The sequence below is a fragment of the Clostridium sp. AM34-11AC genome (assembly GCF_003435375.1).
In the GTDB taxonomy this organism is placed as follows: Bacteria; Bacillota; Clostridia; order Lachnospirales; family Lachnospiraceae; genus Pilosibacter; species Pilosibacter fragilis.
The window spans coordinates 34,343-60,878 of record NZ_QWGL01000020.1; the positions used below are offsets into that span (position 1 = coordinate 34,343).

16 protein-coding genes are annotated in these 26,536 nt (G+C 51.2%); 15 read left to right on the forward strand and 1 reads right to left on the reverse strand.

What is annotated here, in order from left to right:
* Positions 1–223: 223 nt before the first annotated feature.
* The 14 genes from DW826_RS11980 to DW826_RS12045 all read left to right on the forward strand — a co-directional run bounded on the left by DW826_RS11980 (position 224) and on the right by DW826_RS12045 (position 25,316).
* The gene (locus DW826_RS11980) at positions 224–1,894 is read left to right on the forward strand and encodes an ABC transporter substrate-binding protein (RefSeq protein ID WP_117552818.1); all 1,671 of its coding nucleotides are present in this window, start codon (positions 224–226) and stop codon (positions 1,892–1,894) included.
* A complete protein-coding gene (locus DW826_RS11985) occupies positions 1,885–2,880 on the forward strand; it encodes an ABC transporter permease (protein WP_117513018.1) in 996 nt (331 codons plus the stop codon). The genes DW826_RS11980 and DW826_RS11985 overlap by 10 nt, the downstream gene beginning before the upstream one ends.
* Complete coding sequence (locus tag DW826_RS11990; protein ID WP_117469946.1) at positions 2,880–3,701, forward strand: ABC transporter permease; 822 nt, start codon at positions 2,880–2,882, stop codon at positions 3,699–3,701. The genes DW826_RS11985 and DW826_RS11990 overlap by 1 nt, the downstream gene beginning before the upstream one ends.
* A gap of 13 nt (positions 3,702–3,714) precedes the next feature.
* Positions 3,715–4,554, forward strand: a complete 840-nt coding sequence (locus DW826_RS11995) for an ABC transporter ATP-binding protein (protein ID WP_117552819.1) — start codon at positions 3,715–3,717, stop codon at positions 4,552–4,554.
* Positions 4,551–5,168, forward strand: coding sequence for an ATP-binding cassette domain-containing protein (locus tag DW826_RS12000; RefSeq protein ID WP_117513016.1), 618 nt, complete (start codon positions 4,551–4,553; stop codon positions 5,166–5,168). Before DW826_RS11995 ends, DW826_RS12000 begins: the two co-directional genes overlap by 4 nt.
* Before the next feature lie 247 nt (positions 5,169–5,415).
* Complete coding sequence (locus DW826_RS12005) at positions 5,416–6,456, forward strand: type II secretion system F family protein (RefSeq protein WP_117483885.1); 1,041 nt, start codon at positions 5,416–5,418, stop codon at positions 6,454–6,456.
* Entirely contained in the window at positions 6,440–6,937 is a 498-nt protein-coding gene (locus DW826_RS12010) for a hypothetical protein (RefSeq protein WP_117469950.1), read from the forward strand. Before DW826_RS12005 ends, DW826_RS12010 begins: the two co-directional genes overlap by 17 nt.
* Positions 6,934–7,281 (forward strand): type II secretion system protein, encoded by a 348-nt coding sequence (locus DW826_RS12015; RefSeq protein ID WP_117469951.1) that lies wholly within the window; start codon positions 6,934–6,936, stop codon positions 7,279–7,281. Before DW826_RS12010 ends, DW826_RS12015 begins: the two co-directional genes overlap by 4 nt.
* 2 nt (positions 7,282–7,283) lie before the next feature.
* Positions 7,284–7,781, forward strand: a complete 498-nt coding sequence (locus DW826_RS12020; RefSeq protein ID WP_117483886.1) for a prepilin-type N-terminal cleavage/methylation domain-containing protein — start codon at positions 7,284–7,286, stop codon at positions 7,779–7,781.
* Positions 7,766–8,995 carry a GspE/PulE family protein gene (locus tag DW826_RS12025; protein ID WP_117483887.1) on the forward strand — a complete coding sequence of 410 codons (1,230 nt, stop codon included), beginning with the start codon at positions 7,766–7,768 and terminating at the stop codon, positions 8,993–8,995. Before DW826_RS12020 ends, DW826_RS12025 begins: the two co-directional genes overlap by 16 nt.
* Positions 8,996–9,350: 355 nt before the next feature.
* Positions 9,351–10,415, forward strand: coding sequence for a hypothetical protein (locus DW826_RS12030; RefSeq protein WP_117483888.1), 1,065 nt, complete (start codon positions 9,351–9,353; stop codon positions 10,413–10,415).
* A 14-nt stretch (positions 10,416–10,429) separates the two neighbouring features.
* Positions 10,430–14,125: a peptidase A26 gene (locus tag DW826_RS12035; protein ID WP_181968054.1), complete on the forward strand. Its 3,696-nt coding sequence runs from the start codon at positions 10,430–10,432 to the stop codon at positions 14,123–14,125.
* Between the two features lie 15 nt (positions 14,126–14,140).
* On the forward strand, positions 14,141–24,313 hold the full coding sequence (locus DW826_RS12040) for a SpaA isopeptide-forming pilin-related protein (protein WP_117552820.1): 10,173 nt from the start codon (positions 14,141–14,143) through the stop codon (positions 24,311–24,313).
* A gap of 58 nt (positions 24,314–24,371) precedes the next feature.
* Complete coding sequence (locus DW826_RS12045; RefSeq protein WP_181968055.1) at positions 24,372–25,316, forward strand: hypothetical protein; 945 nt, start codon at positions 24,372–24,374, stop codon at positions 25,314–25,316.
* On the opposite strand, the gene DW826_RS12050 is transcribed toward DW826_RS12045, so the two are convergent.
* The gene (locus DW826_RS12050; protein WP_117552822.1) at positions 25,308–25,664 is read right to left on the reverse strand and encodes an arsenate reductase family protein; all 357 of its coding nucleotides are present in this window, start codon (positions 25,662–25,664) and stop codon (positions 25,308–25,310) included. The two genes, DW826_RS12045 and DW826_RS12050, sit on opposite strands and share 9 nt — an antisense overlap.
* 188 nt (positions 25,665–25,852) lie before the next feature.
* Between DW826_RS12050 and DW826_RS12055 the strand changes: the two genes are divergently transcribed.
* Positions 25,853–26,377 (forward strand): membrane protein, encoded by a 525-nt coding sequence (locus tag DW826_RS12055; protein ID WP_015553956.1) that lies wholly within the window; start codon positions 25,853–25,855, stop codon positions 26,375–26,377.
* Positions 26,378–26,536 lie beyond the last annotated feature (159 nt).

Genomic DNA, 26,536 nt, shown 5'->3' on the forward strand with positions numbered 1-26,536 from the left:
GTGGCTGAAGCCCATACTCATAAAAGAGTTCCCCGCCCAAGGCGGTTTAAACCGAGAAATATTTACTGCCGCATGGCATCGGAGCCAGATGCACAGTCTATAGAGACAAATAATACAATACCAGGAAGGTTGATGCATACAGAAAGTATGCCTCTTTCTGGTATTTTTAGTTGTGTGGGACGTTAGATATTACCAGGTATAAAAAAGAAACGGGGATAAATTCATGAAAAAACAAACAACAAAGACAATAGCAGCGGCATTGACAGCAGCAATGGTATGTTCCCTGGCGGGCTGCGCCGGAAATAGTTCGGGAACAACAGAAACCTCCAACGCGGAAAAGTCCTCTGAGGCGGAGAAAACAGAAGCAGCTGCCGGGATGGAGCAGGATAATGAAAAAGATTCTGTTATCGTTGTAATGGGACCATCATCTGAGCCTGAGGCTGGATTTGACCCGGCATACGGATGGGGCGCGGGGGAACATGTCCATGAGCCGCTGATCCAGAGTACGCTGACGGTAACAAAGGCAGATATGACGATCGGTTATGATCTGGCGACAGATATGAACGTCAGCGATGATGGGATGACATGGACCGTGACGATCAGGGACGATGTAAAATTTACGGACGGGGAACCGCTGACAGCGGAGGATGTGGCATTTACCTACAATACACTGCGGGATACCAGTTCTGTCAATGACTTTACGATGTTAGAAGAGGCAAAAGCCCTCGACAATACCACTGTGGAATTTGATATGACCCGCCCGTATTCCATATGGCCATATACGATGGCAATTACCGGAATCGTCCCGGAACATGCTTATGGACCGGACTATGGTTCCAATCCGATCGGCTCTGGCCGCTACATCATGAAACAGTGGGATAAGGGGCAGCAGGTGATCCTCACGGCAAACCCGGACTACTACGGGGATGAGCCGGAGATGAAGACGGTGACGGTTTTATTTATGGACGAGGATGCGGCCTATGCGGCGGCTCTCTCCGGGCAGGTGGATCTTGCATACACTTCCGCGGCGTACTCGGATCAGACCGTAGACGGATTTTCCCTGTTGGTCTGCAAGACCGTGGACAACCGCGGCTTCAACCTGCCGGCGATCCCGGCGGGGGAGACGGATGAGAACGGAGTGCCGATGGGAAATGATTTCACCAGCGATATCAATGTGCGCCGGGCCATCAACCTGGCGATCGACCGGGATGAGATGATCGAGCATGTGTTGAACGGATACGGAACAGCGGCCTACAGTGTCTGTGATCAGATGCCGTGGTACAATGAGGCAGCGGAGGTGGATTATGATCCGGATATGGCGGCAGCAATCTTAAAGGAAGCCGGATGGCTTGCCGGAAGTGATGGAATATTGGAGAAAAACGGTGTCCGCGCCGAGTTCAACATGCTCTATCCGACAGGGGATTCCGTCCGCCAGGCACTTGCGGAGGACACCGCAAACCAGTTGAAAGAGATTGGAATCAAGGTGACGACAGAGGGCGTCGGCTGGGATACCGCCTATGACCGGGCACAGTCCACGCCGCTTATGTGGGGATGGGGCGCCCACACACCGATGGAACTTTACAATATTTACCACACGGCACCGGGAAAGGAATACGCGGAGTATTCCCCTTATGCAAACGAAAAGGTGGACGAATATATGGACGAGGCCCTGGCGGAGAGCGATCTGGAAAAGTCCTATGAACTCTGGAAAAACGCCCAGTGGGACGGAACATCTGGAATTACCCAGGATGGTGACCTTCCGTGGATCTGGCTTGTAAATATTGATCATTTATACTGGGTGAAGGATGGTCTGCAGGTGGCAGAGCAGAAGCTTCACCCACATGGACATGGCTGGTCGATCGTAAACAATGTCGACCAGTGGACATGGAAATAAAGAAAACGGGTCTGTGGTTTGGCAGACAGGCAGTGCGGATGTGTCTGATGGTGCTTCTGGTAAGCATTCTGGCGTTTGGGCTCCTGACGGTCTCACCCATAGATCCGCTTCAGACAAATGTCGGACAGACAGCTCTGGGCTCTATGAGCCCGGAGCAGATCGCAAAGCTGAAAAGCTACTGGGGAACAGATCTGCCTCCGGTGGAGCGGTATCTGAACTGGCTGAAAGACTTTCTCCACGGAAATATGGGAACATCCCTTTTATATCGCCGTCCGGTGGCAGAGATCATCGGGGAGAAGGTCATGAATTCCATCTGGCTTTTATTCACGGCATGGTTGTTTTCTGGTATTCTTGGCTTTTTCCTCGGCGTTCTCGCAGGAAAAAAGCGCGGTGGGATCATGGACCGGATCGTGACGGGATATTCCCTGTTTGTGGCCAGCACCCCGGCATTCTGGGTGGCAATGGTGCTGCTTATGGTATTTGCGGTGAAGCTTCACTGGTTTCCCATCGGATTCAGTGTGCCCATCGGCATGGATGCCGGGCAGATCTCCATTGCGGACAGGATCCGCCATGCGATTCTCCCGGCGGCGGCCCTCAGCATCACGGGAATTTCCTCCATCGCCCTGCACACGAGGGAAAAGCTCATCGAGGTCATGGAGAGCGACTATGTGCTGTTCGCGAGAGCCAGAGGCGAGTCGGACTGGTCGATCTTACGTCGTCATGGACTTCGGAACATTCTTCTGCCGGCCATGACGCTGCAGTTCGCGTCGGTGAGTGAGATCATCGGCGGCTCCGTCCTTGTAGAACAGGTATTTTCCTATCCGGGATTGGGCCAGGCGGCTGTGACGGCAGGACTTGGAAGCGATGTGCCGCTTCTTCTGGGGATCACGGTGGTTACAGCGGTGATCGTCGCGGCGGGAAACCTTGCGGCGAATGTTCTCTACGGCGTGATCGACCCGCGGATCAGAGAGGGGGCGAAGCGCTGATGAAGAAAAATCGCAGAATACAGAGCTTCGCGCTTCTGATCCTGGCGGCTGTGCTGTTAGCGGTCATTGCGGTGCTCGGAAGTTTCTGGCAGGAAGCTGCCATCAGGACGGATTTTACGAGAAAAAATCTGGCACCGTGTATACAATATCCTTTTGGAACGGACTGGATGGGACGTGACATGTTCGTGCGGACAGTTGCGGGACTTTCTTTGAGTATCCGGATCGGACTTCTGACGGCGGCAGTCAGCGCGGTGATGGCCTTTATATTGGGACTCAGCGCGGCGGTCTTCGGAAAGTTCGTGGATAGTGCGGTGCGGCTGCTTATCGATATCGTCATGGGAATTCCCCATATGCTGCTTCTGATCCTGATCTCCTTTGCCTGCGGGCGTGGATTCTGGGGCGTTGTCTGCGGAATCGCGTTTACCCACTGGGCATCCCTGGCGCGGCTGATCCGCGGGGAGGTCTTGCAGCTGAAGCAGAGTCAGTATGTGAAGATCGCGGAAAAGCTTGGAAAAGGGAAATTTTACATCGCGTTTTCCCATATGGCACCGAATCTTGTTCCGCAGTTTATCACGGGCCTGGTGCTCATGTTTCCCCATGCGATCCTGCATGAAGCCAGCATCACGTTCCTGGGCTTCGGTCTGTCTTCCGAGAGTCCGGCCGTCGGAGTGATCCTTTCGGAAAGCATGAAATATCTGGCTATGGGAAAATGGTGGCTGGCGCTGTTCCCGGGACTTTTCCTCGTTGGGACCGTGCTTCTGTTTCATTATATCGGACAGGAACTCTGCAGACTTTTGGATCCGGGCAGTGTTCATGAGTAAGGAGGCGGGGAAGATGAATGATACGATTTTGGAAGTTAAGGACCTCTCCGTCACCTTCACCCAGTATGAACGGGGATTTTCCAGGCGGACGATCCATGCGGTGGAGAAGATGGACCTGGAAATAAAAAGTGGTGAGATCGTCGCGGTGGTGGGATCCAGCGGTTCGGGAAAAAGTCTGCTGGCCCATGCGATCATGGGAATTCTTCCATACAACAGTGAAATGGACGGAGAGATACGGTTTCTTGGGGAGCCGCTTACGGAAAAGAAGGTCAAAAGACTCCGGGGACATGAGATCGTTCTGGTGCCCCAGAGCGTTTCTTACCTGGATCCGCTTATGAAGATTGGGGATCAGATCCAGAACGGGAAAAAGGATGTTTCTGTGAAGGAAAAATGCCTGGCGGTGCTGAAGCGCTATGGCTTAGCCCCGGATATCCGGGGAAAATACCCATTTCAGCTCTCCGGCGGCATGACGCGGCGTGTCCTGATCTCCACGGCGGTGATGGAGAAGCCAAAGCTCGTCATCGCGGATGAGCCGACACCGGGACTTCACCTGGAGGCGGCAACCCGCGTCATGGGACATTTCCGGGAGATGGCGGACGATGGGGCAGGCGTGCTGCTGATCACCCACGACCTGGAGCTGGCGCTCCTGACAGCTGACCGGGTCATCGTGCTCTACGGCGGCAGAGTCGTCGAGGAGACAGATGCGGCGGCATTTCAGGATGAGAGGAATCTCAAACATCCGTACACGAAGGCGCTGTTTCGGTCCATGCCGAAGAACTGGAAGAAGGATGGGGAACAGCTCTGCGATATGGGGGAGATCTTAGAGGACATGCGAAAGGAATACGGCAGATGAGGCTGGAAGCGAGAGATATTTCTTTTAAATATGGAAAAGGGACGAGACAGATCCTGGATCATGTGAACCTTACGGTGGAACCCGGAGAGAGTGTGGGGATCATGGCGCCCAGCGGATACGGGAAGACGACGCTCTGCAAGATTCTGGCGGGGTACGAGAGGCCGGATTCGGGGGAGGTTCTTGTGGACGGGATGCCGGTTCTTGAGCTTCGTGGCTACTGCCCGGTGCAGATGGTATGGCAGCATCCGGAACTCTCGGTGAATCCGAAGAGACGGTTGAGTACGGTTCTGGAGGAAGGCGACTGGACCTTTGAGAATCCCAGCGAGCGGGCACGGATCGAGGCGGGACTTGGGATCCGGGACGATTGGAAAGACCGGTTCCCAGTGGAGGTCTCCGGCGGCGAGCTTCAGAGATTCTGTATTGCGAGAGCGTTGGGGCGACGGACGGAGCTTCTGATCGCGGACGAGATGACGACGATGCTGGACCTTATTACACAGGGACAGATCTGGGATTTTGTCTTGAAGGAACTGAAGCGCCGGGAGATGGGGATGATTGCGGTGAGCCATTCGCCGGAGCTTCTGGAGAAGGTGTGTGACCGGGTGGTGCGGCTATGAGTCGTACAATACAGTGGTGGTAGTGGATTTGCCGATTTGGAATGCGAAGCAACGGCGAAGATATTGAAAGTAGACCGTCTGCGGACAATACATTGACAAGTTTTGTAAGATTCCGTAAAATAACATCATAAAAATATTGAATAACATCATAAAAATATTGATTTTACACGGTGCAGTGGATAACTGCGCCGTTTTGTTTTACCGCAGGCGGCTACGCCCAGCACGGAAATAGGGGGGAAAGCTTTGTATGAAAAAGCGTAAAAAGCTTGGAGCAGAAAGGCTGTCGGAGTTTTTCAGGCAGTTTTCTGTCCTGGTGGAGTCGGGATTATCAATTCCGGAAACATTGGAGATCATGCAGCAGGATGATACCGACCGGGAGTTCTGCCTGGCGTGTCGAAAACTGGGAGCGTTCATGACCGAGGGGAAGACCGTCGGGGATGCCATGGAAGAAACCGGGCGGTTTCCGGAACCGGCGATCCAGATGATCCGGGCAGCGGAGATGAGCGGCCAGCTTGTCAGGACGACGGCACGGCTGGCGGTCCATTATGAGAAAGAACACAGGACAGAGGGAAAAATCCGCAGCGCGGTTTTGTATCCGAAGATCCTGGTTCTGATGATGATCTTTCTAATGCTGTTCGTATTTCTGGAGATCCTGCCGACGTTAGAGCCGATCCTGGTGGATGTGACGCTGCCGCTTCTTACAAGAATCCTCATGGGGATCAGCCATTTTCTGTATGCGTACCGCTATTTCCTGCCAGTGGCGGCTGTTATGATCCTGGCAGGATGGAAGATCCTGACGGAAAGAGTATGGTTTCGTTACAGCTATGACCGGGTAATCTGCAAATTTCCGGTGGTCGGACGGCAGATAAGGATCATCTGTACGGCAAGATTCTGTGAGAACATGTCCAGCCTTTATTCCAGTGGACTTCCGATCACATCCTGCCTGAAATATACGGAGGGAACGATCGGAAACAGGTATCTGGACCGGGAGATCAGGACGATCATGGCGTGTGTGAGCAGCGGAATGCTTTTGAGCGAGGCAATCCGGGAGAGTGGTGGATTTGAAAAGAAACTGGCGGCGGTGATCGTTACGGGAGAAGAGGCGGGTCACCTGGATAAAATGCTGGAGCGGATCGCGGGAAGCTATGAACATGAGTCAGATCTGGCGCTGAATAAGCTGGTGAACCTGCTGGAACCGGTAATGATCCTGCTGATCGGGATCTTTACCGGAATCCTGATCCTTGGAATCATGGAGCCGATGTGGAACATGTATGGAAGTATTCGATAAGGAGGGAGTGGCGGTGAGAAAGAACCGGAGCGAAGGATTTGTGATGGCGGAGGTTCTGGTGACCGTGCTGTTTGTCACGGTATTTACCTCACTTCTCTTTTCGTCTGGGGCAAGGCGCTATCGTTCAGCATTGAACTTTGCTGCTGGAACGGAAGCGAGGCTGGCAGCCGAGGCGGTGGTGCAGATCCTTGTGGAGAATATGTGTCAGGAGGAGCCGACAGGAATCCTTGAAAAATTACAGGGACCGGAGGGACTTCCGGAGACGGAGGCGGCAGTGTGGGCAGAGACTGGAAATGGGGAGAAAAAGAGGATCGAGACAGTCATCTCCTCCTATTGGAAAGAGGACGGTTCAGGACTTGTGTTACAGGCGGTCTGTACTGTAAATGACCGGAAGGAAGGTGCGTCGAGACTGATCCCCATGGCACCTGTTTTCGTGAGTACGCCGTCTTCGGCGGAACGGAGTGGGGAGGAAAAGCCATGAAAAAGAGATGGAAACGGAATGAGAATGGCTCAACACTGGTGGAGCTGATGACGGCGTTTCTGATCCTTCTTCTGGTAGCTGAGGCGATGCTTCTCAGTGTCTCCGGCTATTCAAAGACCGTGAAACGGTATCGGGAGATTTATGAGGCAGGAAACAGACTGGAACGCCATATGGGAGATACGGAATACGGGGAACCGGCAGAGATCCATCTGGCGGTTGATGGAGAAGAATTTCTGGAATCGGGATATTTCGCGGAAGAAACGTCGGATACCGGAACCGTCCAGGTCTCGGGATTCTGGGTGTCCATGACTTCGGAAGAAGAGACAGGTGAAAGGAAAGATTAAAGATGGAGAAGGGTCATAGACGGGGGTTTACACTGGTTGAGGTTATGATCGTCATGCTGCTTTTCAGTATGCTGCTCCTTATGATCTTTCCGATGCGGCGGATGGCGGTGTGGGTACTGGATCACGCAAGGACACAGGAGCAGGCAGAAATGCTTGGGGACGCGGCATGGAGATATGTGGCGGACCGGCTGGAGACAGGTGCTGTGGAAGTGGAAGAACTGGACGGACTGTCCATGGACGCGTTTCATATCGATACGCTGAAACCGGAAATTGAGGTGGAAGAGAGCCGGTCTGGCCGCGTCCTTGTCACGGTACGGGTGATGGATGGAAAAAAGGACCTGTATGAGAGGAATGGCAGTGTGCAGACCGGAGATGGTGCTGGATACAATCCCCGGCAGCCGCGGATCCGAAGTACAGACAGCAACTCACGAACCGTCTGCGTCAGCGAGGGGGGAATGAGTTATGATAGAAAGAGGAAAATGGGATGTTGGGCATATTAGGCGGAGAAGGAAAACAGGAAAATAAGAATGAGGTCCAGGAGATGGAGAACTATGGGGCAGAGGCCGGATCTGCGGTGAAGCTCCTTGAGGAACTTTTAAATCTGGGATACCGGAAAAATGCCAGTGACATTCATCTGGAACCGCAGGAAGACCGGATGGTTGTCCGGATGAGGCTGGACGGCATGCTGCTCCATGTGCGGGAATATGACAAGGAAATGCATCAGCCGTTGGTGACGAGGGCGAAGGTCCTCAGCGGAATGGACATTGCGAAAAAGAGAGTGCCGCAGGACGGGCATTTTAAGGAGATGATCGACGGGATCTGCCTGGATGTGAGGACCAGCGTGGTCCCGACGATCTTTGGCGAGAAGATGGTGCTGAGACTCCTGAATATGAAAACGGAGATCGATCATGGCAAAACCTTTGGAATGCGTGAGAAAAATTATGAGAAGATGAAGAGGATCCTCAGAAGTCCGGGCGGGATCCTGTATCTTACAGGACCGACAGGATGCGGGAAGACTACCACATTATATATGATCCTGGAATATCTCGCGAAACAGCCGGTGAATATCGTGACCATCGAGGATCCTGTGGAGCGATATCTTCCGGGGATCAGCCAGATGCAGGTGAATGAACAGGCGGGGATTACTTTTGAAGCAGGACTCCGTGCCGTTTTGAGACAGGATCCTGATATTATCATGGTCGGCGAGACGAGGGATCCGGAGACAGCGAAAATCAGTGTCCGCGCGGCAATCACCGGTCATCTGGTGCTCTCGACTCTGCACACGAAAAGCGCGGCGGGCGGAATCACGAGAATGGCAGATATGGGTGTCGAGCCGTATCTCACGGCGGACAGTTTATGCGGCATGGCGGCACAGAGACTGGTGAGAAAGGTATGTCCGCACTGTGCGGAGACGGTGGAACTTACGAATGAGGAGCAGAAGTTGTTTGGAAGAAAGATCCGGAGCGCAAGGCGCGGACGCGGATGTGAATTCTGTCGGAATACAGGATACAAAGGAAGAACTGCGGTTCATGAGATATTTGTGATGGACCGGGAACTGAAGAAGATGACTGCGGAAAACCGGCCGGAGTGGGAGATCGAGGATTATGTGGTGAAGACACAGGGGATGCGGACCATGCGGGAAGAGCTGGCGGATCTTGTGTGCGCCGGAGTGATTTCGATGGAGGAATTTTTGCGGACGGTGGAGACGTGGTAAGACAGGTGAAAGGCAGGACGTGCGCGGCATGTCCTGTCTTTTTTGACATCGAAAAATGCTTATAAATAATGCTTTTACTGGCATCGGTGAAAAAATGGTATGGTAAAAGTGACGAAAATGCAAAAATATTTTCGTGAAACTGGCTAAATAATGGGGCTTTGGTTTTACGGATCCGATATGGATTCCGGGTATGGCCTGTGATATAGTTATGGACAAACGGAGGAACGAACCGGTTGGGGAGTTCCAGTCAAATCATAATAGATCTTTTGGGAGTCTTAAAAATCTTTGGAGGCAGATATTATCTGCTTTATCGAAAAGCCGCCGGCGGCTTTAGCCGGAATATCCAGGAGGAAAAATGAATCGAAAGAAAGTGGCGAAGTGGCTTGCTGCGGCCGGTTCTCTTGCTGTACTCACAAGCTGCCGGGGAGAACTCGTTCCCTACGCGGCGGAGAGAACGGCAGAATTTCTGACAGCAGAACCTGTGATCCTGAGGGATCGGGAAGCGGGCAGGCGGTTTCTGATGGAGACGGTATCTGCCGCAGAACGGGAAGGGCGGCAGGAAATTGTGGTAACGGGAAAAGACAGCTCGTTCGATACGCTGGTGATCGCGCAGATGTTTCCCGGAGTGGTAAATATTTCAAAGCTGGATCTGGGGACCAGGAATGTGAACGGTGAGACGGTTACGGACTGCCGGATCGGCTTTGAATGGCGGGGGCGGGCGCCGGATTCCGGGGAAAATACCGTTCCAGGAACGGGAGACAAGTTCGGGGAGAAGGAAGACCGGGCCGCATGGAGGACCGGGGATGTGGTCTCGCGGGAGATTGCGGGAAAAATATGCCGGTTTCGATGTATCGATGATGATTACCAGGACGGCAGAGGCAGTTATGGGAAACGTGCGCTGTTTCTGGCGGAAAATGTGATTCGGTCCGATGTGGACAGTACTTATGAGGAGCGGATCTTACTTCCGTTTGGAGAAAACAATAACTATAAGAAATCCCGGGTGAGAGAATGGCTGGGGGAACAGGCAGAGACTGCGGTTCCAGATGCATCTTTTGTATACACGGGAGCTTTGACGGCATTTACAGGGAAAACAGTGGATGGTGATTTTGCTGACAGCCGTCTGGATGGTCTTGAGAGCCATTTGCTGCCATACCAGGAGTGCCGGGACAGATTCTTTCTGCTGTCTTTGGAGGAAGCATACCGGTATCGGGATGAGATCTGGAATCCGGAAGGAAAGGGAAGTCCTTACAGCCGGGGGTTCTGGCTTCGGACACCGGCTTATGAGGTGGATGAAAGAGGCAGTTTTGTATATGGAAACAGGGAGTATGTTGTAGATCTTGAAAATGGATGCTTCAGACAGGCGGATGTGTCAGATGTTGGGATCGGGATCTGCCCGGCATTCTGTCTGCCGCAGGCATAGAGGGGAGAAAAGAAATGAAGAAGAGCAGAAAAAACAGAGGCAGAAAGAGCCAGATGATGTTAGCAGGGTTAGGACTCTGCATGGCGCTTGGAACACCGGTAAGAGGAATGGCAGTTTTGAGAAGTGTGGAAACAGCGGCGGAGAGAACGGCGACGGCATCGGATGCCGTGGAAAATATTGCTGTGCTCGCTGCGGATGAGGAGATCTGGGGCGCTGATGTGGGCGATATGAGCTTTTTAAGTGGAAGAACTGGGGATGGAACAAAGGAAAAGCCGTACCAGATCACAACGAAGGAGCACCTCATTGGGCTCGCTGCCCTTGCGTCCATGGGAATGGAGGTTGGAAGGGGAGAGGGCACTTATCCGGGAAATTATAAAGGTGCCTGGTTTGAGTTAGGGAAAAATATTGATCTCGGTGGAATGAACTGGATCCCTATCGGATTCTATCACACTGGGGCGGATATGCGGGCCGGAAAAGTATCGCCGTTTGAGGGGCATTTTAGCGGAAACGGAAAAACTGTGTCCAATTTCCGCATGTACCAGCCGTCCTGGGACTTTGGGGGACTGTTCGGCGCAGTGGAGAACGCGGAGATCACAGAGCTCAAGGTAAAGCCGGGGCATGTGATCACGGTAAAGGAGAATGGGGGAATTCTCGCGGGCCGTGCGAAACATTCGGTGATCCGGAATGTGACGGTAAACGGCACATTAAGGACTACCGGTACAGCCGGTGGAGTTATTGCGGATGTCCTGGAAGACTCTGTGGTGGAAAACTGTGTTTCCGACCATGTGGCTATCGATACGGGAAGCGGAAAGGAGATTTTTGCCGGGGGAATTGCCGGACGGGCGGCAGAGTCTTTGATTGCGGATTGTGAGGTCAACACAGGGGACAGTCTGAGTGCCAGGATCCAGGGAGGAGGCTATGTGGGCGGAATCGTGGGATTCCAGAATTCCGCGGATATTTTCAATACGCATGTGATGGGAACCATCGGCGGAAGCGGCTCCCAGTCCATCGGCGGTATCACGGGAAAATACGCTTCCGGAAAGATGAAGGTGGCACGGTTTGAGGGGACCATCGCATCTTCAGGGCTTGGAAGTGCGGCGCGTGAGGGAACTTTTATTGGAACTCATGACACTGACTTCCACTTCCGTTATGGGGTTGAGGACGGAGCAGATGTGGCGTACCTGTTCGCGGATACGGAGGAGAAGATCGCAGCCGGTGTCTGCGGCTCAGGTGTCTCGGATGACAATCGGTTCACCTATGATGCTCATATTGGCTTCTGGAACAAAGGAGATAATTTCTACACATTGGTGCAGGGACAGAACACGAAGAAGGAGGACGAACTCTATTTCTATGAGGAACTCGAGAATGGCGTTCTCCATGTAGTGGATACCGAGTCTGTGGCGAGACAGGATCTCTATACTCCAGATCATTTCGCACCGAATTCCGTGGGACGACCGGTGAGGGGATATCTGCTGTCGGTCCTTCAGGTGGATACAGCGGCAAATTCAGGGAATTTCTATGATGTGGCGGTGTTGACGGCGAGAGGTCCGTCTGCCTACAGCAAGGAATTCCACAAAGCATACCGGGGCGCGGTGGCTGCCGGAGATACCGTTGCAGTCCTCACGGCTCCGAAGAACACGGAGACAGAAAAGTTCCAGATGGATGGTGTGCCGACCTATACAGATTCCCTGGGACGTAGAAGGAAGATGACCTATCAGACAGGCGGTTCCTACCAGTTTGTGATGCCGGAACATGATACGGAGGTCTCTGCGTTCTATAAGAAAGTGGCAGCAGGTGTGCGGGTAGAGCCCCAGGAACTTGGTTTCCGGGTGATTGAGGAGCGCACCGGGGACCGGATGAACCCGTCGATCACCACGGAAGTGAGGGATACCGCGGGGAAATTGCTGGCGAGATATTTAAACGGAAAGCTGGAGTCGGGAACGAAGGTCCAGGACGTGAAGATCCATGCTGTGGTCGATAAGAACAACGATGTCGCCGATGAGGCGGTGAGATGGAGTGTGGATGACGATGAGTTGATCATCTTAAAGAAAAATGATGATGAGGACGAGTCCGGATATACGAAAAAGAGCGCATCCATCGAGTTGAACCTGAATGCAGGATTCTTTAAGGATATTGTGGAGAAAGCGGAGACAGAACAGGCGAAGAAACAGTACCGGTACCCTATCGAGGATACGGTCTACGGAAACGGTACCCAGGGCGGACTTGCGGTTCTGACAGCAAAGACGAGACCGGCATCCAGCTTTGAGGAGAAGTCTGTGACCGCAAACTGCAGGATCCCGGTGACATTCCAGATCAAGGACCGGACGAAGATCGCAGCGGAAGGCGCGACTCTCGACAAAGCGGCATTGAATTTTATGGTGACAAGAACATTGACCGGTGACAGGAAAAAGCCGCAGGAAACGATCACGGTATCCGCGCCGCAGATCCTGTCAGGATCCTTTGCACCGGACTATTTCGATAAAAAAGATATCAGCTGGACCGTCGGCGATAATGCCATTATCCAGGTGGACGCCGGTTTTGTGGAAGAGGGAATCGCGGACGGAGATTACCGGAACGCAAAGGTGATGGCGAAAAAGGATACGAGATGGATCCTGGATCTCATAGAGGCGGATGAAGCGGCTCATAAGGAACATATCTATGAGAAACGTACTGGGTGTGGAACAAGAAGCACGGAGGTAGTGATGGCGGCAAAGGATGCCCTTGGAAATATCCAGTCGGCAGTCTGCAGCGTGAAAGTGGATTTTGTGACAGATGACAGGACTGTGGTGATGCCGGAGGAGATCAAGGTGGATCAGGGAGAGCTGGTGTTTGACCTGATACTCACGAAAACGGGATCGAGATATAACCCGGCGGTCATATGGCAGGGCGCGGATGCACAGAAGATTACGGCAAAGCTGATACCGCAGGAAGCGTTAAAAGGAAATGGGGACGGTAGCTTCGAATTTAACTGGAACGTAAAAAATGGTGCTGTAAAGGTAGAAAACGGTGCGGTATCAGTAAATACGGAGGCATTCTGGATTGCGGAGGGGATGAAGAAATATCCGTATACGGCGGAATATGAGGACGAGATCACGGTCAGAGCTGGGGCTTTGAAGAAAAAGATTCCTGTGAAATTAAAGTTTAAGCTTGTGGATAAGACCTGGTCCGGCAGCTCAGGAGGACGTTCTTCCGGCGGCGGAAGAACGGGAAGTGTGCTGAAAAAGGACCAGAACACAGGGGAACAGCCAAAGGGCAGTGTCACCGGTGAGTGGAGAAAGCAGGAGGATGGAAGCTGGAAATTTGTTTCCGGCGGAAGAACGTATGCCAATGAGTGGGCCTGGATCTACAACCCATATGCGAAAGAAGGACAGGAAAAGACTTCCTGGTTCCATTTTGCGGCTGACGGCAGGATGCAGACAGGGTGGTTTCTCGATGAAAAAGATGGAAGCTGGTATTATCTCCAGAAGACAAATGACGGAAGCCAGGGGAAAATGCAGACTGGTTGGATAAAAGAAGGAGAAGCGTGGTATTACCTGGGACCGACCGGGCGGATGACGAAAGGCTGGAACTGGATCAATGGAAAATGCTACTATATGGACCAGAAAAACGGACATATGCTGGCGGACTGTGTGACGCCGGACGGCTACACTGTGGATGAGACAGGCGCATGGTGTGTCGGAGGTGCGGTACAGACGATTGGAAAGAAATAATGGCGGGGGATCAGTATGGAAGAGAAAAAAAGAAGGCGATGGTTGGCTGGATTTCTGGCAGTCATTATGACGATCACGGGAGTGGGGATTCCACTCCCGTTCCCGTCCGAGGCATCGGATGTGTGGCCGCAGAAATCGACGGCCCCGTATTACTGCCTCGATGGGGGAAAAGGCTGGAAGAAGGTCGACCGGTATGATATGTATAAGTTTGATACGATGCCGTCTCCGCTTACGGAAACGCAGGCGAAACGGTTATTCTGGGCATATCCGGACAACTGGTCGGCACTGAAGGACGCGGCAAAAAAGTTTGATCCGGGTCTTTATGCGGAGATCGCGTCTGTGACGTCCAGTGCCAATATCGTAAAGTATGTGAAAGACGATGCAGGGACAAAATTTGCCTGGGTGGCTGACAATCCGGAAATTGAAGACCGCGCGATCGCTGTTATGGAGCAGGCGTCCTCCGTCGGGCTGGCGGCGGGAAAAGAAGCTCCGGATGCGATCAGGGGAGCAACTTCGGAAGATACGGCAGTGCCATTTCAGGTACTGCCTTTTTCTGACGGACCTGGCGCCCTGGATACGGAGTTTGTTCTCGGAAAAGAGTTTATCCGGGATATCGCGAAGATCGAGCTCCAGAGTGTGTGGGACAATGGATCCACAGGGGGAAACGTGGGATGGCTTGACGCATCCCAGGATAAAAATATCGCGAAATCGGTGATGGGACAAAATCTGTATGAGGTGACCTGGAGCGGGGATGCGATCCGGATCCACAATAATGGTTCGGTGACCGCAAATGAGAATGCTGTCGGAAGCAATATGACAGATGAAGAGAAATACAACAAGACAACGGTGCGGTATAAGATCACTATGAAAGGCAATTCCGGCTGGTATACGGAAGGCAGCTGGAATCCGGAATATCTCAGGGAGTGGATGGACTTTAAGGTCTGCATCAACGCGCCGGAACATCAGAGACTCTATAAGGCGGATATGAGGATCATTCCCTCTGATATGGTGTTTTATCTGGTGATCAGCCAGGATGGGGAAAGCGGAGAACCAGGAGGCGCGGGAGACGGGGAAATACCGGAATACGGCGTGGAACCCCCGACTCTCGAATTTCAGATCTATCGTCACAAGGAGACCTTTTCGGCGGATTACAATGTCAGGCTTGTCAAACATGACGATGAGACTGGAATGCCGCTCAAGGGAAGCCAGTTCTATCTGTATGAAAGATTTGAGGACGGAGGAAAGATCTCAAAGACAGACGGCGAGGAAAGACTTGCGGAAAAGAACCTGAGCTTTCGTCCATGGAGCGGATTTCAGGTGTTTTCGGAAGGAACCACGAACGGAAAAGGGGAGATAACCTACAAAGATACCAGAAAGTACGCGTATGAAAAGACATACTGTGACGGACATGCCGCGCCGTCATGGGCAAATATGCCGGAGGACCAGGAAGATGGGGATTCCGGCGATGAGGACGGGAAAAAGAGCGATGCCTATGAGGAGGCCGCAGAACAGACCAGGGATAATAACAGGGCTGCGGCAAAGCAGTGGATGGAACTGGTGGAGGCCTGTGAGGCAGAGGCGGAAGGAGGCTGCCATTTTCACTGGCTGGCGGATGAGAGTGTCTACGATGAGGTACAGGAAGTATTGGAAAGCGGAGAACCGGATGGGAGAAGCCGAAAAAATGCTGGAAATGAGCGAAAGCTCCGGGCTGCATCCGAAGCCGCATTTGAGGAATCCGGCTGCAAGGCGGACTGTGAGGAGACATACCGGAAGTTTATCGGACTGCGGTTTACCTATACATGGAGGGAGATCCAGGCAAGAAACGGGTATATCCTCCACGATCTGCACTTGGATGATATCCCTGTGGAGATGATCACGACGGATTCTTCCCAGGCGGGAGCAGACGCGGAAAAGCGATCCGGAAGCAGCCGTGAGATCACGGAAAACATCTGGTATTCGGGAAATGGAATGACAGGCGGGAGTACTGTTTCGGAGAGAAAAATACCGGTGGTAAAAAGCCGCGCGGGAACAATTATGAAGAGAACGGCGTCTAACGCGGAAGCGGATACGAAAGAAGCTGCGGTTAAAGCAACGGCGTCCAATGCAGAAAAGAAAAGTATTTTTGATCGGTTTTATGGCTGGTTTATGGGAAGAAGCCGGGAAGAAGCTGATGATGGTGAAGAATCTGATGACTGGGGAGAGTTTGAAGGCGTCGGGGACTTTGAGGATATTCTGGCGGATGCAGAGGAGGACGGAATCCGGCATCTGGATCTCGGGGATTCCGAGAGGTATTCGCACTGTAATGGCGCTGAGGACTGCGGGGATGCCTGGCATGTGTATGACCATCGAACTGAGGGGCGGATCCATATCACGAAAAAAGACAGAGATCTTTTTCGGGGAGAATCGGATGATTATTCGTCCTACGGGGATGCGGAAGGAGATGGAACACTTGAAGGGGCCGTGTATGGCCTTTTTGCGGCGGAAGACATCGTTCATCCGGATGCGGAGGTGACAGGAAACGGAATTCTGACCAATACTGGCGTTGTCTATAAGAAAAATGATCTTGTGGCAGCGGCAGCAACAGATCAGGATGGAAATGCGGATTTCCTGTGTTATACGGAAGCACCGGGAGTGGAGTACGATTATACGGCCGGAAAGATCAGAAAAAGGACGGATATCTCCTGGAACGGGCCAGGAAACCTGTATCAGGAGAACATGGAGAAGAACGGAAACTGGTGGATCGGGAGACCGCTGATTCTGGGAAAATATTATATAAAAGAACTTTCCAGAAGTGAGGGATACGAGCTTTCAGTAAACGGAATGGATCAGGAGATCACCAACCGGGGAGCAGGCTTTGAAACTCCAGGATCTGTGACGGACGCAAATGGAACGGCTGTGGTCACGATGCCGGAACTCGCAGCGGCAATGGAAGGCGATGACGGAAGAGGAAAAGGATATGATGAACTTCCATTTTCGGTCACATCAGCGGGGGCAGCAGGGGAAAATGGAGATGGAGGTTATGAGATCTTTGCCTATGGTTTTTCGGAAGGAACGAAATTCTACCGCGTTGATACAGGGGAGGAGCTGGTGACAGGACCTCACGTGACGGGAACAGAAGAGGTGATTGTAAAAGATGGGGCCGGGAGAACCGTATGGAAACGGGCGGAGAGCGATACCAGTGATCTTCTCTATCAGCCGGAGCGGGATGCGGCGGGAAATATTACCGGACAGGAACCGGTGAGCCGGATAGAACCGCAGATCTTAGAGGCAGAACAGATTCCGGAAAAGATACCGATGAGCCTTTCAAATCTGTCTGTCAATGAGGAAGATGAGCGGTTTCAGGTGAAACTGGAGGACTGTGACCTTTCAGACGAAACGTCGGAGAGCTTTCTCTTCTTGAAGGCTCAGACAGAGGAGATCCTTGGAAGAAACGGGTATGAAGTTCCGGTTACGGCCGGAGGTATCCGCTCGCTGGAGGATGTGCCGGTCTATAGCCGGGGAGTAAAAAAGGGCCAGAAAGATCTCTGGGGAATGACAACAGATCCGGGAGAGCCGGCAAAAAAGACCGTGTATGGTGCAGCGGTGCAGGAAATTACAGTGCCTGTCGAAAAGAATTCCTGTGTTCTGGATCTTATGAGAAGCATTTTCACCTGGTATCAGGAACATCCCCAGTGGAACTTTTGCGGAATCGATGGGATCAGAAAAGAGGATGCTGGTTATCAGGTAACGCTGTATGCAGGTGCATCTTCTATTGGAAATCGCAGATTTTTTACCTCAAAAGTGGAAAATGGGAAAAAGACGACGGACAGTGTCTATGCGGTGTACGAGGATCCAGTAAATCTCCGCTGGGTGTATCAGGAATATAAAAATAGCGGAAACTTCCGGTTCCAGATCGACAGACAGTATGTGATGGGGTCCGCCGGAAACAGAAGATATTATCTCGATGCGACTCTGACACCGGCTCTGATGCCGGGAACAGATGGAAAGCTGACAGAGATCATGCATCAGGTCATGGTTTATCATAAAGAGGGAGAAGAGGTGATCGATTATCTGTCGGGAGATCCGGCACATGGATACCGTGTTCCGCTGACGAGAACGGAAGATAAGATCGAGGTCACAACAGAAAAAGAGCTCGTGGAAAAAGATGTGGAGATTCAAAGCGTAGTGAGGGAGAAGACTGGTGTATACAGAATTCAGGTTCGGACTTCCGGAAAAGATTCGTTCGGAAAGGACTTTACCGATGGAAAGACGAGTCTCACCTTAAACTTTATCGTAAAACTTCCGGAAAAAGATCATGTCCTGACGGAAAAGGAGATCCAGACGATCGGAAACGCGAATGTCTGGGGATATCAGGAAGGAGACCGGATCGGTTATGCGGAATACCTTGTGAAATTCTCGGGGGCAGCGCTTGCTGTGTCAGTCTCAAAAAATCAGGACCTTTCAGACACTTACATCACTGCGAAGCGGTTGGTATACCGCGGTCAGGATAAGATCAGCGAGGATGGAGATACGGGGCTCACGCCTGTTCTTGTACTGGAACGGCCGGTAAAGCAGAAGATACGGGTAGAGAAAAAGACGGATGACGAGAAAAACATCGGAAATTTCCGGTTTAAGATCTATCTGAAGTCCAATCTGGAACGGATCTTTTGCACAAGAGACGGAGAGATCTTCTGGGTGGATAAAAACGGGAAAACGGTGCAGATCGAAGAATACCAGAAAAATTTCCCGGAGCTGGTCCAGAAGGTCTATACGAAAAAGACGGACCGCCAGGTACTGGAGACAGTGGGGCGGAAGATAGATCCGGACCATGGGGAAGCCGGGACGGATAAAGGGTATAACTATGAGAAATTCTTTGCAGCTGTCCGGACAGCGGACACGGATCGCTGGAAGAGAAGGGGATTCCTGTGGAATACATCATTTAAATCGTTTGCGGCCAGTCTCATTACCGGAAAGCAAAATGAGATCAATACCTCGGAATACGCGAAGGAGAATGCGAAGCGCTCGGACGCAGTCCGGCAGTTTGCCATCGACTGGTATCTGAAAGCGGAGCAGGAACAGATGAAACAGGGAGAAAACGCATATTCGGATGAGCAGTATGATCATGCGTTCTATCTTGCGATCCAGAAAGCGGAGGACTATCTGCAGCCATTTTTCAAGTATGATCTGGGAAAAATCTATGCGATTGCCTGGGACTGCGAAGAGAATGGCGGACTAGACGGGGATAGGACGACTCTGGCGGTCCGGAAGGAAAATGGACAGGCACAGGAAGAGGCAGCGTCAGCGGTATCGAGGTATCTTCCTTACGGAGAATATGTGATCGTGGAGGAACAGCCCCATGCGCCGGAGCTTCTTGACTTTAAGAATAGGCATTATGAGATCGATGCGCCGAAGGAGATATTTCTTCCAGTGGCAGGCGGACAGACTGAGGCTGGAGATGACTGGAAGGAGAAGTATGTATACAGGACTGCAGATTCTCCGTGGGATCTTGCAAAAAAATATCTGATACGCTTTAACGAGGAGTCGGCGGAAAACCAGAAACAGGAACTTCGGGAGTATGTGATATGTGCCCACAGCAATGATGGGGATTTTGAAGTCTATCCGTATGGACTTTCTGAGAAAAAGAGAGCAGGGCATTACGAGCCTTACGGGAATGAGAAGGTAAAGCAGTACTATCATTACCGGTCAGATAGTGAAAATGGAGCGAAGAGAGAGGGAAAGGAGATGATGACAGGCATAAAGACTGCCTATGACGGGGAATATGCGCCGATGCTTGTTCCATGGAGCATTGTGGATCCGAATGAGGAGAAGGAGGATACAGTCTGGGCCGGTTATGGGGAAAAGACATTTTTGAATCGAAAGTATTTCTCAAATCTGAGAATTGAGAAGCTTGACGCGGAAACTGGAGAGCCGATCCTTCATGATGACGCGGTATTTGGGGTCTATCGGGCGGAAAGAAATGAGACGGACGACGGGGATGGTGCCGTGCGATGTTATACGGCGGATACGATGATCCTTGGAAGCCAGCATTTTCTTGAGGCGATGGGGGCAAAGGAAATCCGGACATTTGCGAGAAAGGCAGCCGGGGCCGGAGAGCTTTTCTATGGAACGGTCCCTGCCGGAACACCGATCTGTCAGGAGAGTGATCTGGTAAGTTTTACGGATAAAAATGGGCTGCAGACAGGAACACTCATGGCGATCCCGACGATTCGGGATATCGAGGAAAAGGGGATTCTCCAGGCAGTTGGATATGCAAAAACACCGAATCCGCTTCCCGCGGGGGTTTATGTGCTGGCGGAGGTGAAGCCGCCGGCCGGGTATGTGCGTTCAGGACCTGTGGCAGTAGAGATTTACAGTGACCGGATCCTGTATTCCGGAGGCTGGACAGAAGGAAAAACGGCGGCAGCAGTTTACGGGTACGAGCAGGATCCGGATGGAATCCACCCGGAAAATGTCACGGATACTGCCAGAATATATGCGGAAAATACCGCAACAATTCTGGAAATTTCAAAAACAAAGGCAATAGACTCAATTCGTGGAATGAAAGTATCAGGGCGAGTGGAAGGAACGATATCGGAACTTCGTGCACAGTACGGGCTTGAGAATCTAGATCTTGCCTACAATCATGCAGGTACATACCAGGGATTTGGCTGGAAAAAGGGGACTCTGGAGATGCTGGAGCAGAGGAAACGCGGCGGAGAACGGGTGGAGATTGTCTATGAGAATGGAATCTTTCAGGGTTATGGTTATGTGACGAGAAAACTGGAGGCGGCAGATCATCAGAATCCGTATGTAACAGGAGCCAAGCTTGCACTTTACGATGCGATCCGGGTCAATCAGACCGGGGATTCACAGGATCATGCATTTGAAGGTGTTGAGCTCACAAGGGACAGAAATGGAAATGTGACAGATATTGTTGTAAAAGAGGGATATGCCGGAGAAAAGCTGGAATTTTCCCGGGACAGAGCATCAGTAGATGAGATGCGGGGAGAAGATACCTGGGAAATCAAGACAGTGAAGCGAAGGGATACACCGGTCTTATTCTATGATCTTGGAAATCTTGATGTGATAAAAAAGGGAAAAGACGGGACTTTCTACGGCTATGACCGGGAAGGACGGCAACAGAAGATCACCTTTGATACAGAATCGATCTATGCGTTGAAAAACGGACAGCCGGTATTTGAAATATCGGGAGGCGATTTTACAAAACTTGTGTATGACCGGAAATCGAAGGTATTTACTGCAACGGATCCGGAGACCACACTGTTTCATCTCGATGGATCTTTGTGCAGGGATGCGGAGGTTGATGCCTACACAGGCTTGGCATATGTGAAGAAGACAGAAATCGGATCGAATGGAAGAGAACAGCAGGTATTCTATGTATGGCCCGTGGTAAAGGAAACAGACACCGCGGGAAATCTGACTGGAAGAAGAAAAATACTGACGGGAAGACCGGCGGAGATCATGGAAGGAAGTGAGAATGCCTATATTACGGGAACATGGAACACGGAAACAAGGGTTTTTGAAAAATGGATGGAACCGGTTCTCGATGAGTTTGGCCTGGTGAAATATTATCCGGAGAGCGGAGCTCTGTATAAAAAGGGTGAGCCGGTCTATGACCGGGATGGGGACTATGTGACATACCGGTATGAGGAGCTTCTGGAGATGGAAAACCGGGCTGCGTATCATTTAAATGAGAGAGAAAAGCTGCTTGATGTGGGAGATCCGGAGAATGAGGCGGATGACGTGCCGCTAAAGCACAGGAAAGGAGAGTCCTATCTGATTCCAAATGTGTGGATCAGCGGCGAAAAAACGATTCAGGATGGACGGATGGATGAAAGTACGGACGGACAGCCGGACCTTTTAAGGCGGGTGATCCCGGGCAGCTATATCCTGGAAGAACTGGAAGCGCCGGATGGCTATGTCCGCACATTTCCGTCAGCAGTGGAAGTGAAGGAGACGAATGAGGTCCAGAGAGTACTCTTGTCGGATGAAAAAACAAAGGTGGAGATCGCAAAAATCGACGGAACAGAAGATTACCGTCAGAAGGTAGAAAACCGCACAGATATGGAGACAAGTGAAACAAGCACAGAGATCCGGGGCACATACAGCCAGACCTTTGTAACAGGGGCGAAGCTTGCGCTGTTTAAGGCAAAGCGGGTAAATACTGCCGATCAGGATAAATATCCTAAAGGATATTATCTCGTGAAGGCAGAGGAGACACCGGCTGTGTGGAACTCGGAAGATCCTGTGGATAACCGTAAAGCTTCAGTCACTGCAATGTGGATAACGGATGAAAAACCGAAATATTTTGAAGGAATTCCTGTAGGTGATTATATTCTGGAGGAACTAGAAACACCGGGTGGCTACATTCCTGCATCCATGGAGATTACAGTGGAGGAAACAGGAAATCTGCAGAGCTTTGTTTTGAAAGACGATCATACGAAGCTGGAGGTCTTTAAGCTTGAGAGAAATGCATCCGGGGAGAAAGAGCCGTTATCCTGGCCTGCCGCAGCAGAGTTTGTCCTCTGTGAGGCAGTTCTGGATGAGAATGGGGGAGCAAAGACGGAAAACGGCGCTTATCTGTACCGGAAAGACCGAATCGTGGACAGTTGGAAGGCGGATGATCTGTCGGAATATGTTCCGGCGATTCCAGAGGCGTATGAAAAGATGTTTGGACAGTATGGAAATGAATTCCGGCAGTTCTCGTGGAAAGAGGAATTTCAGGGAAGAGTCTCTTCAGGAGATGCCAGACTTCTGGAGGATATGGCGACGGAAAACAGAAAAATCATCACACAGATCTGGGAATTATCGGATGGAAGCAGAATGCGGGTCTCAGTCACAGTTGATGGAGATCCGAAAAGATTAACATCCGACGGTCAGCTGTCACCGCGGTTTGAATACCAGTTCCGCTATCATGACAGATCATCCGAGAGGTATCCGGGAATGACCAGTTATGATATGAGAGCCGGTCTGCACCGAATTGACCGGATCCCGGAAGGAAAATATGTACTTCTTGAGACGAGAGTTCCGGACGGTTATCAGGGAGCGGAACCGATCCTTATCACGGTAGACCAGACGGAGAATATCGTCCGTTATGAGGTGGAAAACAGACGGGAACCAGAAGAAAAGATAGCATGTGGCAGGATCAGGATCCGAAAGACAGATGCGGAAGATAAAGAATTGAAACTTTCCGGGGCATGGTTTGAGGCGGTCTGCGTACAGACGGGAGAAAAGACGGTATTTATGACAGGTGCGGACGGAATTGCGCTGTCACCGGAGCTCCCGATCGGTTATCTGAAAAATGGTGCCTGGGTCATGTACGAGTATGAGGTTCAGGAGATCCAGTCTCCACCCGGATATGGGTGTTCGGAAGAGACGTTTTCTATCGTATTTGACAGGGAAAAAGAAGCGGTGGTCCAGTTGTATGAACTTTCGATTACGAATAAAAAGACGAGAGCACAGTTCAGCAAGTTAGATATGGCGACGGGAGAAGAACTGCCTGGAGCGTCCCTGGAGTTAAAAACGGTGGATGGAACGGTCATCGATTCCTGGATATCAGGAAAAACTCCGCATTTTGTGGATGGAACGCTGACAGCAGGAGAGACGTATATCCTGACGGAGATATCTGCGCCGGATGGGTATGAGATCGCTGATTCCATCAAATTTACAGTGCCAATAGATGGAAGCTTTATAAAAATCGGGATGACAGACCGCAGAAAAACACTGGACGAACCGGAAAGACCTACTGAACCGGAGCTGCCGACAGAGCCCGCCGAATCTGAGACAACGGCGCCAGCGGAGACTCCGACAGCGCCGAAGGAACCGGAGACGTCTGAGAGACCGGCAGAGCTGGAACAGCCAACAGCGCCCACTCCGCATGACAAACCGAAGAAACCGGTGGAGGCAGAGTGGACAGAACCGGAATCGGAGGAGGAATCGAAACAAGAACGGGACCGAGAAAAGACGTATGGCAGGATTACGGTACGCTATGAGCGGGAATTTTCCGGCAGCACAGAGGGGCGAGTCCGTCAGAAGGACAGGACAAGTCTCAGGACCCCGGAGACTGGCGATACCCGGAGACCGGAAATTGCGGTATTTGGTCTGTTTATCGGATTCCTTGGTCTTTGGTATCTGCATATAAAGAAGGAGGAAAATGAGAGAAAAGAAGAACGTAAGGATAAAAAATGATGGGAGCCGAATATTCCGGCTTCCTGTCAAAAAAATTTCCGGTTTTTTAGGAAGTGTGATGTTTCTGTCATGTCTGGCATTTCCGCTGCCTACGTTTGCAGAGGAAACACTTTTCACGGAAGAGGCAGCATCTGGAAAAAAAAAATCAGAAGAAAAAGAGACTTTGATCTATGAAAGCCCCATATTTACGGATGGAGGTGAGGCATTCATACCGGAAGAGACAAGGAGCGAGGGGGAAAAGGAATACCGGTTGGTATCAAAACGAATCAGAAATGCGAAAAAAGCCGGAGAAATAACATATGCCCAGGTGACAATTCCCTATGACCTGGAAGGTGATGATACGGTGCCGGAGACGGCAGACGTTCCGCTTATCGATGAGGAGTCCGGCACAGAGTTTGAGCGGGAACTTTCTCTTGTAGATGTGGAAGAGACGTCGAGAAGCTGGTCGGATACCTTTTCCTTTTCTGTGACGGTATCTGGATACGGGGCAGATTCGTTCTATTTGGGAGATATGGAGATTCCTGGCGATGCAGATCTTGCTGATTATGGAGAAAAACTTTTAGAACTTGCAGGGTTGTCCCGGGTATGTTATCGGGTGGACCGGGTGGAATGGGACGGAGAACCTTATATGGATGGGGAGGTGATGTTCAGAAATGCGACTGCAGGCGGAAGTAAGCTGATTCGAAATGTAAAAGCAAAATATGGAGGTCAGATCCGAACACCGGATCTGGAAGGAAAGCAGTATATTGGAATTTATGAGGAAGTTCTTCCAGAAACGGAAAATGAGACAGAAAACGCACCCGAGACAGAGATCGTAAGTCGGGCAGAAGAAGAAACGGATCCCCCAGATCTTTTGAGAACCAGTCTGGCGGAGCGGATCATAGAATGGCTGGAGAGCCATGTCACAACGATAACGGTCAGTATCGGGATCCTGTTCTTTTTAGCAACGGGAATCTGGTTATTCGTGAAGACAGGAAAAAAGCCAGGGCGTCAGTTACCCTAGCTTTTCCTGCCAGTCTTTTTCCTTAAAACCGGTGAGAACAAAGGAATCGCCGATAACTAACGGACGCTTTACAAGCATTCCGTCTGTTGCGAGCAAGGCAATCTGCTCTTCTTCGTTCAGTGTCGGGAGTTTATCCTTCAATCCCATGGATTTATAGATAAGTCCGCTGGTGTTAAAGAATTTTTTTAACGGAAGTCCGCTCTTTTTATACCATTCTGTCAGTTCCTCCGCAGTGGGATTGTTCTCCTTGATGTGGCGGCTGGTATAGGATACGTTATGCTCATCAAGCCAGCGCTTTGCCTTCTGACAGGTAGAACAGGGTGGATACTCTAGAAAAAGAATACTCATAGTGAAAAACACCTCCATGGGCTTAGTATAATGGATTTTCGCGGAGAATACAATGAGAAGGAAGAGAATTGAAGGGAGAATGCTGCGGTTTCCAGGATTGGACGGACGGGAAGAAGACATTCTGTAGAGTATGTGTTAATGTCGGGAAGTTCTAAAGAAACGGCAATCGCAGGGCATAGAAGAAAAACATGGATATATTGATTTTCCTCTCAGAATTCATGGTTCCGCTCACGGTATTTTATATCGTTGGTTCCGGAATCCTCGCAAAACGGCCGGTATTCGACGATTTCCTGGATGGTGCAAAAGAAGGAATGCGGACAGTGGCGGATGTACTTCCAACCTTGATCGGACTGATGACTGCGGTGGGAGTATTGAGAGCTTCCGGGATTCTGGAGGTATTATCAGAGCTTCTGAAATTCCCAGCCGCACTCTGCCATATCCCGGTTCCGGTAATTCCGATCATCCTGGTGAGGATCATATCCAGTTCCGCGGCTGTCGGTCTGATCCTTGATATTTTTAAAGAATACGGTCCAGATTCCTTGGTGGGAAATATGGTCTCGATCATGATGGGGTGTACGGAGACAGTATTTTACACCATGAGTGTATATTTTATGTCTGCCCATATCCGAAAGACCCGTTGGACACTGCCGGGAGCTCTAGTCGCGACAGCGGCCGGGATAGCTGCAAGTATCTTTCTGGCGGATTTACTGTAAGACCGCAAGGATGCCAGGCAAAAAGCCAGGCGTTCTCAGCGGCGGAACAGCAGTGGGGACATAGCAAGAGAAGAGGCTGCAAGTCCTGAAATTTCCCGGAAAAAGGTCGGAAACACTTCACGAAAAACGCATGAGTAAATAAATTGTGAACATGCCCCT